The sequence below is a fragment of the Prevotella veroralis genome, from assembly GCF_018127765.1.
In the GTDB taxonomy this organism is placed as follows: Bacteria; Bacteroidota; Bacteroidia; order Bacteroidales; family Bacteroidaceae; genus Prevotella; species Prevotella veroralis.
Map to the genome: position 1 here is coordinate 1814549 of NZ_CP072330.1, position 18814 is coordinate 1833362.

General features: G+C 40.4%; 12 protein-coding genes. 7 read left to right on the forward strand and 5 right to left on the reverse strand.

What is annotated here, in order from left to right:
• Nucleotides 1-77 precede the first annotated feature (77 nt).
• The 5 genes from J5A55_RS07660 to rplM form a co-directional block, all read right to left on the reverse strand.
• Nucleotides 78-695, reverse strand: coding sequence for a fumarylacetoacetate hydrolase family protein (locus J5A55_RS07660; protein WP_004382909.1), 618 nt, complete (start codon nucleotides 693-695; stop codon nucleotides 78-80).
• A gap of 151 nt (nucleotides 696-846) precedes the next feature.
• Nucleotides 847-1845, reverse strand: coding sequence for a translation elongation factor Ts (tsf, locus tag J5A55_RS07665; RefSeq protein ID WP_004382910.1), 999 nt, complete (start codon nucleotides 1843-1845; stop codon nucleotides 847-849).
• Between the two features lie 122 nt (nucleotides 1846-1967).
• Entirely contained in the window at nucleotides 1968-2780 is an 813-nt protein-coding gene (gene rpsB, locus J5A55_RS07670; RefSeq protein WP_004382911.1) for a 30S ribosomal protein S2, read from the reverse strand.
• A gap of 222 nt (nucleotides 2781-3002) precedes the next feature.
• Entirely contained in the window at nucleotides 3003-3389 is a 387-nt protein-coding gene (gene rpsI, locus J5A55_RS07675; RefSeq protein ID WP_004382912.1) for a 30S ribosomal protein S9, read from the reverse strand.
• 11 nt (nucleotides 3390-3400) lie between these two features.
• The gene (gene rplM / locus J5A55_RS07680; protein WP_004382913.1) at nucleotides 3401-3865 is read right to left on the reverse strand and encodes a 50S ribosomal protein L13; all 465 of its coding nucleotides are present in this window, start codon (nucleotides 3863-3865) and stop codon (nucleotides 3401-3403) included.
• Between the two features lie 1056 nt (nucleotides 3866-4921).
• On the opposite strand from rplM, the gene J5A55_RS07685 reads away from it, so the two are divergent.
• From J5A55_RS07685 to J5A55_RS07715, 7 genes are all read left to right on the forward strand, one after another.
• Complete coding sequence (locus J5A55_RS07685) at nucleotides 4922-6010, forward strand: lactonase family protein (RefSeq protein WP_004382915.1); 1089 nt, start codon at nucleotides 4922-4924, stop codon at nucleotides 6008-6010.
• Nucleotides 6011-6066: 56 nt separating this feature from the next.
• A complete protein-coding gene (locus tag J5A55_RS07690; protein ID WP_004382916.1) occupies nucleotides 6067-8697 on the forward strand; it encodes a hybrid sensor histidine kinase/response regulator transcription factor in 2631 nt (876 codons plus the stop codon).
• Nucleotides 8698-8913: 216 nt separating this feature from the next.
• A complete protein-coding gene (locus tag J5A55_RS07695; protein ID WP_004382917.1) occupies nucleotides 8914-12015 on the forward strand; it encodes a SusC/RagA family TonB-linked outer membrane protein in 3102 nt (1033 codons plus the stop codon).
• A 23-nt stretch (nucleotides 12016-12038) separates the two neighbouring features.
• On the forward strand, nucleotides 12039-13772 hold the full coding sequence (locus tag J5A55_RS07700; RefSeq protein WP_004382918.1) for a RagB/SusD family nutrient uptake outer membrane protein: 1734 nt from the start codon (nucleotides 12039-12041) through the stop codon (nucleotides 13770-13772).
• A 2-nt stretch (nucleotides 13773-13774) separates the two neighbouring features.
• Nucleotides 13775-15160 carry a DUF4960 domain-containing protein gene (locus tag J5A55_RS07705; RefSeq protein WP_004382919.1) on the forward strand — a complete coding sequence of 462 codons (1386 nt, stop codon included), beginning with the start codon at nucleotides 13775-13777 and terminating at the stop codon, nucleotides 15158-15160.
• A 13-nt stretch (nucleotides 15161-15173) separates the two neighbouring features.
• A complete protein-coding gene (locus J5A55_RS07710) occupies nucleotides 15174-16769 on the forward strand; it encodes a glycoside hydrolase family 32 protein (protein ID WP_004382920.1) in 1596 nt (531 codons plus the stop codon).
• A 185-nt stretch (nucleotides 16770-16954) separates the two neighbouring features.
• Nucleotides 16955-18643 (forward strand): glycoside hydrolase family 32 protein, encoded by a 1689-nt coding sequence (locus J5A55_RS07715; protein ID WP_004382921.1) that lies wholly within the window; start codon nucleotides 16955-16957, stop codon nucleotides 18641-18643.
• Nucleotides 18644-18814 lie beyond the last annotated feature (171 nt).

Sequence of the window (18814 nt, forward strand, 5' to 3'; positions counted from 1 at the left end):
TTTGATGGTTATAAAGGTTTCTATTCAGAACCACACAACCTATATACTTCGTACTAAGAAAGTCCCTTTCTATCTCTTTACTTGCAATGGAGATCGAGCACCTTACGTTCTTCTATATATCCCTCTAGTCGGTCGTTGATATGAACAGGAGTTCCACTCACAGGACAGCCCGTATAGATAAGGTCGCCAGTCTTGAGGGTAAAAAACCGACTGACATAACTAATGATTTCATCCACCTTATAGATCATATCGCTCGTACATCCTTCTTGCTTCGTCTCTCCATTGACATCAAGATGGAACCTGAGTCGCTGAACATCTAAAAACTTATCCTTTGACACCCATTCGCCTATTACCGCAGCACCATCAAAGCTCTTACTCATATCCCAAGGAAGCCCTTGCTGGCTCAGTTTCTTTAGTAAGTCACGTGCCGTAAAGTCGATACCCACTGTTACGGCATCATAATATCTAGAAGCAAAGCGCTCGGATATAGACTTACCCAAACGACATACTCTTACGACGATTTCGGCCTCATATTCTATCGTTCCTAACTCATCAGGAATGAAGAATGGTTTTCTATCTTTCAATAGAGAAGAGTCTGCCTTTGTAAAGATAACCGGATCATCTTGTTTCAATAACGGCTCATTTAGTGCTTTATTGTATCCGACATAATTCATGCCGACTGCAAATATCTTCATATCTTATCTTGCTTATCTCATCTACAACCATTAATCACCACCAATATGGATAGATATGATTCTGATGAGCTAATAATCTAAAAAAGAGTTGTAGGAGCCTGATGGCTTTCCTACAACTCCTTGTTTATTTCACTTTAACGATATACGTTAATTAATCTGCAGAGAGTGTGAAACGCTTATAAGCGACAATCTTCAAGTCCTTACTCTGAGCCTTAAGCCACTCGCCAACGCTCTGCTTGTCACCATCACCAAACTGGAACTCCTGATCAACCAAGCAGCTCTCTTTGAAGAACTTGTTCAAACGACCCTTAGCAATGTTTTGGATCATAGTCTCATTGAGATTAGCGGCTTTCTCTGCACCAACAGTCTTACGAATCTCGATAGCCTTGTCAGCCTCCTCACGAGTCAACCAACCCTTCTTGATGTTAGACTCGATGTGATCATCGCTATCAACCAAGTTTGCGTTGATACCAGCCTTCTTAATAGCTGCTATAACAGCCTTTTCAACCTGCTCTTCCTTTGTCTTTTCAACAGCCACCTTGAACTCTTCGTCCTTTACAGATTGGGGTACAGAAGCCTCATCCAAAGCAACTGGTTTCATTGCTGCTACTTGCATAGCAATCTTGTGACCAGCATCCTCATTATTCTCATTGAGCTGAACCATAGTAGCAAGAGTATGCTTATTCATGTGGTCATAAACAGATACATTCTCACCCTCAAGGAAGTTATAGCCATCAAGCTCCATCTTCTCACCGGTAACACCAGAACGCTGTTGAACAGCAGTAACTACATCTTCACCATTAGCAAGCTTCAATGCCTTAACCTCATCAAGGCTCTTGCACTTGTTTGCTATAGCAGCATCCAAAATCTCTTGAACCAATGCAATGAAGTCCTTACCATTAGCCACGAAGTCGGTCTCACACTTAACAGCAATCATAGCAGAAAAGCCATCAACCTGCTTTACAAGCACACAACCATTTGATGTCTCACGGTCAGAACGTTTAGCCGCAATAGCTAAACCACGCTCACGAAGCAATTCCTTTGCTTTGTCGAAGTCGCCTTCAGCCTCTGTGAGAGCTTTCTTTACATCTGCCAAACCTGCGCCAGTCATAGCGCGGAGCTTCTTGATATCTTCAATAGATACAGCCATTTTTGTTTTTCTTTTCTAATATTATTAAATAATGTGGGCGTTGATGAGGGATAATAAACTTCATGTTATAATTAATATAGAAGCTCATTAGCACTCACCAGCGCCCACTATGTTTCATTTAATTACTCAGAAGCTGATGCCTCTTTCTTTGCCTTTGAAGCCTCTTCAGTCTTACGTGCACGCCTTGGCTTAGCCTCTGGTGCTACTTCAGACTGCTCTGCATTAGCCTTCTCATCGGCCTTTTCAGCCTTACGCTCTGTAAGACCTTCAGCGATAGCCTCACAACAAGCCCCAAGGATAACCTCTACAGAATCCTTTGCATCATCGTTTGCAGGGATAACATAATCGATGTTCTTAGGATCAGAGTTGGTATCAACAATACCGAAAACAGGGATGCCCAAACGGTTAGCCTCCTTAACGGCGATGTGCTCTTTCATTACATCTACAACGAAGAGTGCAGATGGCAAGCGAGTCAAGTCAGAGATAGAACCGAGGTTTTTCTCGAGCTTAGCACGCTGGCGAGAGATCTGGAGTAACTCACGTTTAGAGAGGTTAGAGAATGTTCCGTCTTTCATCAACTTGTCGATGTTCGTCATTTTCTTAACTGCCTTACGGATTGTAGGGAAGTTGGTCAGCATACCACCGGCCCAACGTTCATTAACGTATGGCATATTAACAGATGCGGCTTTCTCAGCTACAACGTCCTTAGCTTGTTTTTTAGTAGCAACGAACAAGATCTTCTTTCCACTCCTTGCAATGCCCTTGAGTGCTTCTGAGGCTTCATCAATTTTAGCCACAGTCTTGTGAAGATCGATGATGTGGATACCATTGCGCTCCATGAAGATATAAGGCGCCATTGCTGGATTCCACTTACGACGGAGGTGACCAAAGTGACATCCTGCCTCCAATAACTGGTCAAAATTTGTTCTTGACATGTTGTTTTGTTTTTACTTGTTTACTTTCCTTTTAATTCTTTCTTGACGAATAAGCTTCGTCAGGCTTGTTAGAATCAATCAATGAGTAGTCCCCCGATAAAGGAATCTCATTAATTTAGATACTAAAACCCTTTTCTTTGATCTTCGACCTTTTATGCCTTTAATACGAACATGCTAAATGTTACATATAAATTCTCAAGGTTATAAAGATCAAAGGAAATATTAACGCTTACTGAACTGGAAGTGAGCACGAGCCTTTGGCTGACCTGGTTTCTTACGCTCAACAGTACGACTGTCGCGTGTCAAGAATCCCTGATCCTTTAGTGCTTTCTTATCTTCAGCGTTAACCTTTACCAATGCACGCGCGATAGCAAGACGCAATGCCTGGCTCTGACCAGTAAAGCCACCACCATCGAGGTTAGCCTTAATGTCATACTGACCCTCTACACCGAGCAACTGCAGTGGTTGTTTAACCACGTATTGCAGGATAGCTGATGGGAAGAATTCAGTTAAATCTTTCTTGTTAATTGTGATCTTACCCGTACCTTCTGAGAGGTAAACACGAGCGACTGCGCTCTTACGGCGACCAATTGTATTAATTACTTCCATCTTTCTCCTTATTATTTATACTGGTTAATATCAATTGCCTTTGGCTTCTGTGCCTCGAGACCGTTGAGTTCTGTACCGTCGATAACATAGAGGTTATCCATCAAATGACGACCTAGAGGGCCCTTTGGTAACATACCCTTTACGGCGTGACGAATCATCTTGTCGATACCATTCTTACGAGCACGAAGTTGTGCAGGAGTATTGAAACGCTGACCACCTGGGTAACCAGTATAACGTGTGTAAACCTTATCTGTCTCCTTCTTGCCAGAGAATACAACCTTAGCTGCATTGATAATGATTACATTGTCACCACAATCTACGTGGGGAGTGAAAGTTGGCTTGTACTTTCCGCGAAGTAACTTAGCTACTTTAGAGCAAAGGCGACCTACAATCTGATCGCTCGCGTCAATAACGACCCACTCTTTCTTAGCTGTTTCCTTGTTAACGGAAATAGTCTTGTAACTTAAAGTGTCCATTCTAAAAAATTAATAATTTTACTACTAAAAAACGTTTTCTATTTCACGATCATGCTTTTCCTAACCATGTCGCCCGGCCAAAGACAACACTATTAACATGTATCGTATGGGGCTCTAAGAGTACCCCTATAATAATCGGACTGCAAAGGTAATTGTTTTCTACCTTATATATATACTTTTCCTATAATCATTCTATGTTATTTACGATTATTTAACCAATCGCCATTTTCTTATCTTTCCTAATAATAAAAATCTGTGCTTTTTTTATCATCATAATGGTAAAAATACTCTTGTTATAATGCTTTTTCATCTTCAAAAATGCTATTTCTAAAACCTCTAAAAATATTATGGTGAAACAGGGGCAAAAGTGAGGCTTTTAGTGTAATAGGGATAGATTTTAAAGCAATATAGATAGGCTTTTTGAGATTAAAAGACACAGTTTTACACTCTGACAAAAAAGGACTTAATGCGAGATAATAAAGTCCCTCGTCTGGAGTTATTTTTCCCTCTCTGACGTTTATAATCTTCAAAAAAGCCCGATTTCATCGAGATGGGGATAAGTAGACAAGTGAACAAGTTGACGAGTGAACCAGTTATTACTACATTTTGTTTTTTACTTGTTGTACCAATAATCTCTATTAACTTGTTCACTTGTCTACTCGTCCAACTCGTCAACTCGTTAATGCGAAAAATGGATTTTTGTATCATACTGATTGTTAGCAAGTTATAATCGTTTGCATCATTTTCTTGAGCAATAACTCCCTCTCGTCACCCTCATTTCCTTGCTTTCTTCCTCGATTCTTCGTATCTTTGCATTGAACATTAAAAACCATTGACCTGTAATGTGCAGAACGAACAGATATGTTCCGAACGGTTTAAACCCTTTTTAATAAAGACCTAGTCAAAATTAAAAAATCTGCACTTTGAAGTCAAAAAAAATAAAAAGTAGATTCTTTCTAGAACTTTTCCTTACTTTTGCAAGCGTTCGGAGATCCCTGTACGGCATTGCTATATAGCATTCTCTGAATAAAACAAACACCTATAAACATTTATTCAATGAAAACAAAAGCTATTTTATTGGGACTTATATTCGCTCTTATCCCTAGTTTGAATAGAGCTGAAAATGGCATCAAGATGGTTGTTGGTACTTATACCGACGCAGGAAGTAAGGGCTTATATTCCTTCTCTTTTGATGATTCTAATGGTTCTGCAAAGGAACTCAGCTCGTTAAAAGTCGACAATCCCTCTTATTTCACCTTTAGCAAGAATGGGCGTTTTATCTATGCTGTAAGCGAGAAAAACAATGCCACAGCTGCACTTAATGCCATCAGCTTTGATCCTCTAAAGGGCAATTTCGGATTTATGAACTCTCAACTGACGCATGGTGCAGATCCGTGTTATGTTGATACTGACGGGAAGATTGCGCTCACGGCCAATTATTCTAGTGGTACAATTTCAGTATTCCCCATCCTAAAGAACGGCACGTTGGATAAGTCACTTCTTATGGTAAGTAGTAAAAAAGGCGGACCTAACAAGACGCGTCAGAATACGCCTCATGCCCATTGTGCTATCTTTGCCCCTGATGGTTATATTCTTTCAACGGACTTCAGTGGTGATCGGATTCTTAGCTTCTATTATGATAAGAATAAGAAAAAACTTGAGGATCATGGTATAGCTGCTCATCTAAAGGCTGGTTCTGGACCACGACACCTGACTTTCTCTCCTAATGGAAAATATGCTTACCTTATAAGCGAATTGTCAGGAAAAGTGACGGTGTACACTTATAAAGAAGGGAAGTTGAAGGAAATCCAAACGCTAGTGGCTGATGATGCACATGCGCAAGGAGGTGCAGATATTCATGTCAGCCCAGACGGTAATTTTGTTTATGCTAGTACACGCCTAAAGGGGGATGGCATTACTATCTTCCGTGTGAATGGCAATGGAACGCTAACGTGGGTAGGCAAACAATCAACGGGCAAACATCCCCGTAATTTTGCCATCACGCCCAATGGTAAATTCCTCCTTGTGGCTTGTCGTGATGCTAATAAAATTCAAGTTTTTTCACGTAACAAGAACACAGGACTTCTTAAAAACACCAATCAAGACATTTATTTGAGCCACCCTGTTTGTATAAGATTCTTATAATCATATCAGCCTTACTTGTACATTAAAAAAGGTACAATGCTAAAACCGAATATGATATGAGACAATATATCTGGATCGCCCTTCTTACCATTCTCCTCTCCGCTTGTACGGCTAATAACGAGAGGAGATATGTTATTGGCGTATCGCAATGCTCGGAAGATATATGGCGTAATAAGTTGAACAACGAACTTATTATGAGCACTTATCAACATGACAACGTGAGTTTGAAGTTTGCATCTGCCAATGATAACGACCGATTACAGACTAAGCAAATCAATCAGTTCATCAATGAAGGAGTTGATCTCCTTATTGTGTCTCCGAATCAAGTGCATACGATCTCTGCCGTTATTGATAAAGCATACGACAGAGGAATACCCGTAATTCTTTTCGACCGTAAGACCGATTCTAAGAAATATACTGCTTTCATCGGTGCCGATAACTATGAAGCAGGACACGAAATAGGTCATTTCATCGCTCAACAACTTGAGGGGAAAGGCAATATCGTAGAGATTTGTGGATTGAAGGCATCATCGCCCGCCATAGAACGTGATCGTGGTTTCATGGATGCACTAAAGGATTATTCAGGGGTAAAAGTGATTGCTCGTAAGCATGGAGATTGGGTAAAAGAGAGTGGCGTAATGGCTATGGACAGTGTACTCACACAAGCAAAAGAGCCTATCCAATACGTCTTCGCACAGAATGACCGTATGGGCTTGGGAGCTTTGCAAGCCATTAGGAAGCATGGAGCAAAGGGGATAAAGATTGTCGGAATAGATGCTCTTCCTGTTCCAGGAGGTGGTATGGAGAATGTGCGGGATGGCAATTTAGAAGCATCCTACATCTATCCTACGCGTGGTGATGCCGTTATGCAATTGGCATTGAATATCCTTGAGAAAAAGCCCTACAAGCGTGATAACTATCTGAAAGGAGCATTAGTGACAAAAGGTAATGCCAATGTTCTACTCATGCAAAATGAGGAAATGAACAAGCAAACGGCTCGTCTCAACGCACTGCATGGGAAAGTGGATACTTACTTGGTGCAATATAATCACCAAAAGATGTACATTGTGCTCTTTAGCATAATTCTTCTCTTGTTGATAGGAATCATGGTTTATATCTATCGGGCCACTCTCATGCGCCGGAGAATAGAAGAGGAGGCCATAAAAGCAAAATTACAATTCTTTACAAATATCAGTCATGAATTACGTACACCACTCACACTAATTGCCGACCCTGTAAATTATATCATTCATGACGATAATCTCAACACACAACAACGGAGTATGCTCCAGATTGTACAACGTAATGTTTTGGTGTTGACACAATTGGTCAGTGAGATACTAGACTTCCGTAAAGTGCAGAGTGGAAAGATGGAGCTTCGCCTCTCTGACTTTAATTTGACGGAGAACATGAAACAATGGATCACGCTCTTCAGTGCCTCCGCACAAAAGAAGCATATCACCATCAGTTTGGATGCACCTGATACAATCATGCTTAGGGCAGACCATGACAAGATCGAACGTATCTGTTATAATCTTCTTAGTAATGCTCTAAAATATACGGCTGAAGGTGGAAAAATCTCTCTGAAAGCTATAAAGAAAGACGAACGGGTTATAATCAGTGTGACAGACAATGGTTGTGGTATTGCCTCTGATGAACTACCTTATATCTTTAACCGATTCTATCAAGCTAAAAATGCGGGTCGTGGAACGGGTATTGGGTTGGCTATTGTAAAAGCTTTCACAGAATTACATCACGGAGAAGTAAGTGCCACAAGTAAGCTAGGAAAAGGTAGTACGTTTACCATCAATATCCCTGTTAAACAAGAGGGAGAGATTAGTGAGTTATTAACAGAATCAGTAGAGCAGGTAATTGAGGCATCCAATACACAAGAGATACCCAATCAGGCAAGACATATTGATGACCTCATACAGCCTTATCAGACTGACAAACCAGAGATATTGATCATTGATGATAACAGTGATATTCGCACTTATTTAAGGTCAGTACTATCTCAAAAGTATAATGTGAGTGAAGCTTCTGATGGAAAGAGGGGCTTAGAACTGGTGAGAAGAACTGTCCCAGACATCGTTCTGTCGGACATTATGATGCCTGTGATGGATGGGTTGGAATTCTGTGAACAGCTAAAAACGGATAAAGCCATCAGTCATATACCTGTCATTTTACTAACAGCACGTAGTATGGATGAACAACGTGCAGAAGGTTATGAGCATGGGGCAGATGCCTATATTTCGAAACCATTCTCGCTTCGTTTACTTCTTTCACGCATTGAGAATCTTATAGAAAGTAGGAAGAAGCTAAGTCAAGTTCTATCAAAAGGCGTTGAGGACGATAAAATCGGTAATTTATCGAATGAAACGGACAAGTCTTTCCTTAAACAATTACGAAAGATTATACAAGAAAACCTTGCCAATAGTGATTTAAGTGTAGAGCAGATTGGCGATGAAATCGGGCTTTCTCGTGTACAGCTCTATCGGAAAGTAAAAGCTCTTACGGGATATTCTCCTGTGGAAATATTACGTAAAGCTCGTCTCACTCGTGCTCGCCATCTCCTACAAACCACTGAACGCACAGTGTCTGAAATTGCTTATGCCGTAGGCTTCTCTACGCCCAGTTATTTCTCAAAGTGCTATAAAGATGAGTTTGGGGAGAATCCCAAGAAGTGAGAAACTGAGGTATAATCTTCTCGAATGCTTCAATAGAATGAGCGATTTGTCTGATTTAAGATAATAGACAAATCGTTCATTTTTTATTAATATCTTTTTCATGTAACATTTATTATATTCAGAGAACGATTATTATATGGAAAGGATATTACCATTACTTATCTTTGTGCCACTAAACCAAAGATTTTAATTTAGTATTACTAACTATTAAAAGTTATGAAACAATTATTACGAGTGATCACGAGCCTATTACTTCTGATGTATTGTGCTGGGGCTATGGCGCAAACTTTAGATGTTAGTGGTAAAGTGATTGACGAACAGGGAGAACCTGTTATCGGTGCATCGGTGGTACAGAAGGGCACATCAAATGGAACTGTCACCGACATTGATGGAAACTTCATGTTTAAAGCCCCTCAAGGTGCTACACTTATTGTCTCCTATGTGGGCTATAAGAACGTGGAAGTAAAAGCTGGCACTGGTTTAAAAGTGCAGTTACAAACAAATGCAAGTGAACTGAACGAGGTGGTTGTGACGGGTTATACCACTCAACGTAAAGCTGATCTTACAGGTGCTGTATCAGTAGTTAGTGTTGATGAACTAGCTAAACAGAACGAAAACAACCCGATGAAGGCATTGCAAGGTAGAGTTCCGGGTATGAATATCTCTGCAGATGGTTCACCCTCTGGATCAGCCACAGTGCGTATTCGTGGTATTGGAACTCTGAACAACAATGACCCTCTTTATATCATTGATGGTGTACCGACAAAGGCTGGTATGCATGAGTTAAACGGTAGTGATATTGAGAGTATCCAAGTTTTGAAAGATGCTTCCTCTGCTTCTATCTATGGTAGTCGTGCGGCTAATGGCGTCATCATCATTACCACAAAGAAAGGTAAAGCAGGAAGAGTAAATGTAGATATTGATGCTTCTATTGCGGCATCAATGTATGCTCACAAGATGAATGTTCTTAATGCGAAGCAATACGGACAAGTAATGTGGCAAGCTTATGTTAACGATGGAATGGATCCAAATACTAACGGTTTAGGTTATCGTTATGACTGGGGATACAACGCACAGGGTAATCCTGTGTTGAATAACATTAGTATGCGTAAATACCTTGATGACGCAGGTACTACACCAGCTGATGATACAGACTGGTTTGATAAGACAACACGTACAGGTGTTGTTCAAAACTATAATGTAGCAGTTAGTAGTGGTTCAGATCGTCATTCTTCTTATTTCTCTTTAGGTTATTATAAAAACTTAGGTATCATTAAAACATCAGATTTTGATCGTTATTCAGCTCGTATAAATACTGAATATAAGTTGATAAAAGATGTTTTGACTATTGGCGAACACTTCACCTTGAATCGTACATCGGAGGTACAAGCCCCTGGTGGGTTCCTTGAGAACGTTCTTCAATTCAATCCTTCTCTTCCTGTTTACACGGAGAAAGGAACTTATGCAGGTCCTGTTGGTGGTTATCCTGACCGTGAGAACCCTGTGGCTCGTTTGTATCGTAACAGTGATAATCGATATATTTATTGGCGTACTTTCGGTGACGCTTACATAAACCTTCACCTTTTTAAAGGATTCAATCTTCGTTCAACTTTTGGTTTGGATTATGCTCAGAAACAACAGAGATTCTTCACTTATCCAATCACAGAAGGAAATGTCGCCAATTCTAAGAATGCCGTTGAGGCCAAACAGGAACACTGGACAAAGTGGATGTGGAATGCTATTGCGACTTACAATCTACAAGCTGGTTTACACCGTGTAGACGCTATGGCAGGTATTGAGTTGAATCGTGAAGATGACAACTATTTCTCTGGATATAAAGAAGACTTCCTTATTCTTAACCCTACATACATGTGGCCTGATGCCGGTACTGGTACTGCACAAGCCTATGGTGGTGGAGGTGGATACTCGTTAGTATCTTATTTTGGTAAACTGAATTATAATTATGCTGACAAGTATTTAGCCTCATTTACCCTTCGTTATGATGGTTCATCTCGATTCGGTAAAAACAATCGTTATGCGACATTCCCATCAATCTCTTTGGGCTGGCGTGTTAATCAGGAGAAGTTCTTAAAGAGTGCACAATGGTTGAATGATTTAAAACTTCGAGCATCGTGGGGAGCAACTGGTAATCAAGAGATTTCTAACATTGCGCGTTACACCATATATGTTAGTAACTATGGAGTAAATGAAAATGGTGGTCAGAGTTATGGGACATCATACGATATAGCTGGAACCAATGGTGGTCGTCAATTGCCAAGTGGATTTAAACGTGACCAACTCGGTAACAATGATATCAAATGGGAAACAACCTATCAAACTAACCTTGGTTTGGACTTCGCTATGTTCAACTCTACACTCTATGGAAGTTTTGATTGGTATTATAAAAAGACTAAGGATATCCTTGTGCAGATGGCTGGTATTGCGGCTATGGGAGAAGGAAGCACACAGTGGATTAATGCTGGTGCTATGGAGAATCGTGGTGTTGAACTCAACTTGGGTTATCGCAAGACAACCAAGGGTGGTTTTCATTATGACATAGCAGGTAACTTTAGTACTTATCGTAATAAGATTACAGCTTTACCATCAACAGTTGCGGCTAATGGAACCTTTGGTGGTAATGGTGTGAAGAGTGTTATCGGTCATCCTATGGGTGCACAAGTTGGATATATCGCAGATGGAATCTTCAAGAGTCAAGATGAAATTGATAATCATGCAAAACAGGATGGTGCAACCCTTGGACGTATGCGTTGGAAGGACTTGGATGACAATAACATTATTACAGAAGCAGACCAAGATTGGATTTATGACCCAACACCAGACTTCTCATATGGACTTAATGTGTATCTTGAATACAAAAACTTTGATTTCACAATGTTCTGGCAAGGCGTACAAGGTGTAGATATTATCTCTGACTTAAAGAAGCAGACTGATATTTGGGCTGGTTTGAATATTGGTTTCCTAAACAAGGGACAACGTTTGTTAAATGCGTGGAGTACAACCAACTCAGATAGTAATATTCCAGCTCTCTCACTCTCTGATAATAATAATGAGAAGCGTGTTTCTACTTATTGGGTGGAGAATGGCTCATACTTAAAGCTACGTACTATTCAGTTAGGATATAATCTGCCAAAGAGTATGACTAATCGTCTTGCAATGCAGCGTTTACGTTTCTACCTCAGTGCGCAGAACTTATTAAGTATACATAGTAAGAGTTTTACGGGTGTTGATCCAGAGAATCCAAACTATGGTTACCCTATTCCACTCAATATCACATTCGGTATAAACGTTACATTCTAACAATTATCATCTGACAATATAATATGAAAAAAGTAATATATTCAGCACTTGTGCTTGCTACTCTTAGTATGACAAGTTGTTCAGACTTCTTAGATGAACATACTCCACAAGCAACACTAAGTGATGAGCAAGTAAAGGAAGCTAATCATGCTGATGAGCTAGTAATATCAGCTTACGCTATATTTATTTCAGCAGAAGATATTAACTCTTCTTTCTCAATGTGGAACTATGATGTCCGTAGTGATGATGCTTATAAAGGTGGCAATGGAACCAGTGATGGTGATGTGTTCCACCAGCTTGAAATAGAACAAGGAATACTGACCACAAATTGGAATATCAGCGATATGTGGCAGAGACTATACAATTGTATATCACGTGCTAACACGGCAATAGCACTCCTTGAACAAGTCAATAGCTCTGTTTATCCTCAAAAGGATGAACGTTTGGCAGAGATGAAATTCTTGCGTGCGTATGGTCATTTCTTATTGAAACGATTATATAAGAACATACCATTCATTACAGATCCTAACCTCAAAACAGAGCAATACAACACACTTTCTAATCGTCAATATACAAACGACCAAGGTTGGCAAGTTATTATTGATGACCTAATGGATGCCTATAACACATTACCCGTTCATCAGGCAGATAAGGGGCGTCCAACCAAAGCATCTGCTTCAGCATTCCTCACGAAAGTCTACATGTATAAGGCTTATCACCAAGACAATGAGAATACAAATGAAGTTACAAGTATCTCAAAGGATGATCTCTTGAAAGCTGTTCAGTTTAGTGATCCAGCAATCTATACAGCTGGTGGCTATGGCCTGGAGAATGACTTCCACAACAACTTTAGACCTGAACCACAATACGAGAATGGTAAAGAAAGCCTTTGGGCAATGCAATATTCTATCAACGATGGAACCAAGAATGGTAATCTCAACTGGAGTTACGGACTGATTGTGCCAAACATTCCAGGTGTTACTGATGGAGGATGTGATTTTTATAAGCCAAGTCAAAATCTTGTTAATGCCTATCGTACAGATGCAAATGGACATCCATATATCGGTACTTTCAATAATCATGACTATAACAAGGTAACCGATTATGCCGATCCACGTTTATTCCTTACCGTAGGTATTCCTGGTTTGCCTTATGAGTTTAACTCTAAGTTTATAATGGATAAGACTGCTATATGGAGTAGAAGTAATGGATTGTATGGCTATTACGTAACTTTAAAGCAGAATGTTGACCCAGAGAGTCCTTATCTGAAGAAAGGAGCATGGTGGGGTACATCTGAGAATCGTATTGTCTTCCGTTATGCTGATGTCCTCCTTGAACGTGCCGAAGCTTTAGTTCAACTAAATGATGGTCGTATCAATGAAGCTATCAATATTGTCAATCAGATTCGCAATCGAGCTAAGCAAAGCACAGGTGCTATCAGCAATTATCAGAGTGACTATGGTGTAAGAATGAATATTATGCCATACACAGGAACCTACAGTCAGGCTGAAGCTCTTGACATCGTCAAAATGGAACGTCGCCTAGAGATGGGCATGGAGTCTGAAAGATTCTTTGACCTTGTTAGATGGGGTGAAGCAGATCGCGTCCTCAATAAGTATTATGCAGAAGAAGCAAATGATTGTTCTATCTATAGCAGTGCTCACTTTACAAAAAACAAGAATGAGTACTTACCTATTCCATACGCACAAATAGCAGCATCAAATAGACATTACAAACAAAACATTGGTCAGTGGTAATTATGAAAACGAAAATAACAACACTATTTATCGCTCTTATTGCTTTCTTAGCTTTAAGTAGCTGCAGTGAAGAGAACACCTCAGACCTGCAATTAAACGGATCATGTTCAGTCGAAAACATTGTACTGGATAATTATAAAGGTATCGTAGACCTGGCTTCACGAACAATTACTATACGTGTACCAGAGACTTACGATGTCACAAACATGAAGGTCACCACACTCAAACTAAGCGCTAGTGCCATCAGTAATATCAAAGAGGGAGATAAGCTCAATATGCTCACGGCACAGCAGTTAAGCATTAAGAATGGTGATGTCTTCCTCAATTGGACTATCAAGGTTCTACGAGATGAGGCAAAAATAACCTCATTTAAGATTAATGGTATATACAATGGTATCATCGATGAGGCACATAAGACCATCTCTGTCTATGTACCTAATACGCTTGACCTCCATTCTCTTACACCAACAATTGGATTGAGTGAAAATGCAAAGGTCAGCCCATCTAATGGTATAGCAACAGACTTCACAAACCCTGTTACATTCACAGTTACCAATAATACCGCATCTGCTCAATACACTGTAAAGGTAACAGCTATAGGCAAGCCAACCGCTGTCTTCGTTGGTTTACCAGCTACTATGAACGAGCTTAATCCAGAGGAGTTAACAGCTTGTAAGTGGATGCTTCAAAACATTCCAAACTCTCTCTACGCATCATTCTCTGATATTAAGAATGGTTCTGTAGACCTCAGTGAATGTAAAGTCATTTGGTGGCATTATCATAAAGATGGTGGTGTTGACGGAAAAGAAGCATTTGAAAGAAATGCACCAGAAGCCATCAATGCAGCTGTCGCATTGAGAGACTACTATAACAATGGTGGTTCTTTCCTCTTCACTCGATATGCTACCAACATGCCAGCAGAGATTGGCGCTGTAACAAACAATGCTGCCCCTAATAATTGTTGGGGACAAAATGAAGCTGATGCAGAAAAAGCAAACGGACCTTGGAACTTCTTTATTCAGGGACATACAAGTCATCCTCTTTTCCAGAATCTCATAATGAAGAGTGGCGAGCCAAACTCTGTTTACACTTGTGACGCAAACTATCGTATCACGAACTCTACCGCTCAATGGCATATTGGTACAGACTGGGGAGGATATGACAACTTAGCTAAATGGCGCACAGAAACAGGTGCACAAGATCTGGCTTATGGTGGTGATGGTGCTGTCGTTGCATGGGAATTCCCTGCAACAGGAACGAAAGGTAAGATACTATGTATCGGTTCCGGATGTTATGACTGGTATAGCATTGATGATGTTCCAGCCTACTATCACAACAATATCGCTAAGATGACACAGAACGCATTCAACTATTTAATGAATCATTAAAAGTTTAATAAAAATGAGAACTATTATATATTCTCTCGCACTCATCGCGACTTTAACAGCCCCGTTAACGGGCTGTAGCGATGACAAGACCATAGTAGATCAAAAAGACTGGGATACTGCAACCTACTTCAATTCTACCGATGAAGTGGCACAAAGCACTTTTTATAAGCCAGCTGTTGGTTATGTTGGAGACCCGATGCCATTCTTCGATCCCAAAGCAAAGGACTTTAAGGTGATGTATCTACAAGATTTCCGACCTAATCAAGCTGGCACCTATCATCCTATTTGGGCTGTCGAAACTAAAGATGCAACCAACTATCAGTCTCTTGGTGAACTTATTCACTGTGGTGGTATCAATGAACAAGATGCGGCACTGGGCACAGGATCAACAGTTTATAATGATGCTGATGGATTGTACTACACCTTCTATACAGGACACCGATACCAAACAACTGCTACAGATAATGGTGAGATGGTGATGATGGCAACATCATCTGACTTCAAGACATGGACTAAAAATCACACATTCCGACTAAAGGGGGATGATTACGGATATAGTAAGAACGATTTCCGTGACCCCTTTGTCTTCAAAGGCGATGATAACAAATGGCACATGCTTGTCGCTACATTGAAAGGTAGCAAAGGACATTTAGCAGAGTTCACATCCGATGATCTCAAGACATGGAATCACGCAGGAACATTCATGACCATGATGTGGGATCGATTCTATGAGTGCCCAGATCTATTTAAGATGGGCAACTGGTGGTATCTTGTTTATAGTGAGAAACATGCTGCTATCCGCCGTGTACAATACTTTAAGGGTAGAACTCTTGACGAATTGAGAGCCTGCACACAAAATGATGCAGGTTTATGGCCTGATGCTCATGAGGGCTTCTTAGACAGTCGTGCCTTCTATGCAGGAAAGACTGCTAGTGATGGTCAGAATCGCTACATCTGGGGCTGGTGTCCAACACGTCCTGGCAAGGATAATACAGCAGTTGGTGCTGCTCCTAATGAACCCGAATGGGCAGGTAACCTAGTTGCACATCGTCTCATACAACATGCCGATGGCACTCTTACCTTAGGAGAAGTAAAAGGTGTCAGTGAGAAATACACCAAGAAACAAGAGGTAAAGGTTATGGCTAAAAGTGAGAATGGCATTGAAAATGTCACCAACGGCTATAAACTTTCAGGTGATTCTTATCTTCTCTTCAATCGTCTCGGCTATCACAATAAGATTACCTTCACGGTTACAACCTCTAATAACTGGGACAAGTTCGGTATATCATTTGTACGTGGTACCGACTCTGAGAAGTATTACTCTATGATTGTAAATCCCGAGAATGACCAAACACGTAAGGTCAACTTTGAAGAAGAAGGAACCGCAGGTCATGGCTTTATAGCAGGGATTGACGGCTATAACTTCGCTCGTCCAAGTGACAATATATATCATGTAACCATCTATACGGACAATAGTATTGCTGTAATGTACATCAATGATGTATGTTGTTACACCAACCGTATCTATGGAATACAGAAGAACTGCTGGAGTATCAATAACTATGGTGGCAACGTTACCATCACTGATCTCACAGTAAGTCAGTATTAAGATTATCACTCATTTCATCGATGAAGATAGTACAAAAGATACTTTTCTAAGAAAGTCGTTCATTCCGTGAGAACTTGCTAAGTATTGCGAAAACATCATAGAATGGACGACTATTTCTTTTCGACTTATCGATAAAATTACTGTCTTTGTCCATTAGAAACCCAAACAACGACACACAACCTACGATGAAAAGAAAGTTAATGACATTGGCTATATGCCTTTTTACAAGTACTACGCTTATGCATGCACAATCATTCTTAAGCCAGAATCACGCAATCAAGCGTATTATGACAACAGATAAGTACATTCTTCTACCAGTAGAAGAGGATGAGAATAATGCGCATATTCGTATTATCAAGGACAACCAAGTAGTGAAAGAGTTCAACTGTAAGCTCTCCATCAATAAAACTGATTATAGTGTTCCACTTGACATTAGCAAGTATAGCGGTGATGTATTGCTTGACATCCAATTCACGGGAGATAAACGTAGCATTGGACTAATTAATGACTTTGCTTGTTGGAAAGATATAAAAGTGACTAACGTATTCGACACTAAGAACCGTGAGAAGTTCCGTCCCATCTATCACCACACCCCTGCTTATGGTTGGATGAACGACCCGAATGGTATGTTCTATAAGGATGGTGTATGGCATTTGTACTATCAATACAATCCATACGGTTCGCAGTGGGAGAACATGACATGGGCACATAGCACCTCTACCGACCTCATGCACTGGGAAAATCAAGGTGAAGCAATACAGCCAGATGCCCTTGGTACCATATTCAGTGGTAGTAGTGTTGTTGACAAAGAGAACTCTGCTGGATTTGGAAAGGACGCTGTTGTTGCTTTTTATACATCTGCTGGGGCTGCACAAACACAAAGTATTGCGTACAGCACAGACAATGGCATGACCTTTAAGAAGTATGCCAATAACCCAATCATCACAAGTGATGTACCCGACTTCCGCGATCCTAATGTCTTTTGGAACGATGATGTAAAGCAATGGAACCTTATTCTTGCAGCTGGACAACAGATGAATATCTATAGTTCTAAGAACTTGAAGGACTGGAAGTATGAGAGTAGCTTCGGTGAAGGATATGGTAATCATGGAGGTGTTTGGGAGTGTCCTGACCTGTTAAAGATGGGTGATAAGTGGGTACTTATTTGTAACATCAACCCAGGCGGTCCCTTCGGTGGTAGTGCAACACAATACTTTATTGGTACATTCGATGGTCATAAGTTCACTTGCGAATCAAAGCCTGAGATAACAAAGTGGATGGATTATGGAAAAGATCACTATGCCACGGTATCGTTTAGCAATGCTCCTAATGGTCGAATAGTCGTTCTTCCATGGATGAGTAACTGGCAGTATGCTAATCAAGTGCCCACTCAACAGTTCCGTTCAGCCAATGGTTTGCCACGAGATGTGAGCCTTTACAATTATAACGGTGAGGATTACCTCAGCGTTAAACCATCTCCAGAGGTACTCACAGCTTTCGAGCAGAAACCATCGGGGCGTTTTCAGGCTGCTGCCTACATAGAGATAACCAACATCAAGAGCAATGCCTCCATCGTTTTGAGTAATGACAAAAACGAACATGTAACAATGGTCTATGATGGAAAGAATGGTACATTCAGTATGGATCGCACACAGAGTGGGCTCACAGACTTCCACAATGACTTTAAAGCAAAGACCATTGCGCCAACTAATGGAGTAATCAAAGGGATGCAGATATTTGTTGATCGCTGCAGTGTTGAGGCTTTCGATATTGATGGAAAGGTATCAATGACCAATCTTGTCTTTCCTTCTAAGCCATACGACAAAGTTATTGCTAAGGGTTGCAAAGTAAAGATTCATGCACTAAAGGATTAATAGTAAGGACTAAAGAAAGGGTGAATAATTCGTTCATTTACCTATAAATAATCATGTTAAAGAAGCATTTGTTGGTATCAATGAACGGAATTTTCAATCTCTTTCCACCGCAAAGTAATAACTTTGCAAGCGTTATCCAAAACAATTAAACTACACGAACTAAAAATTTAA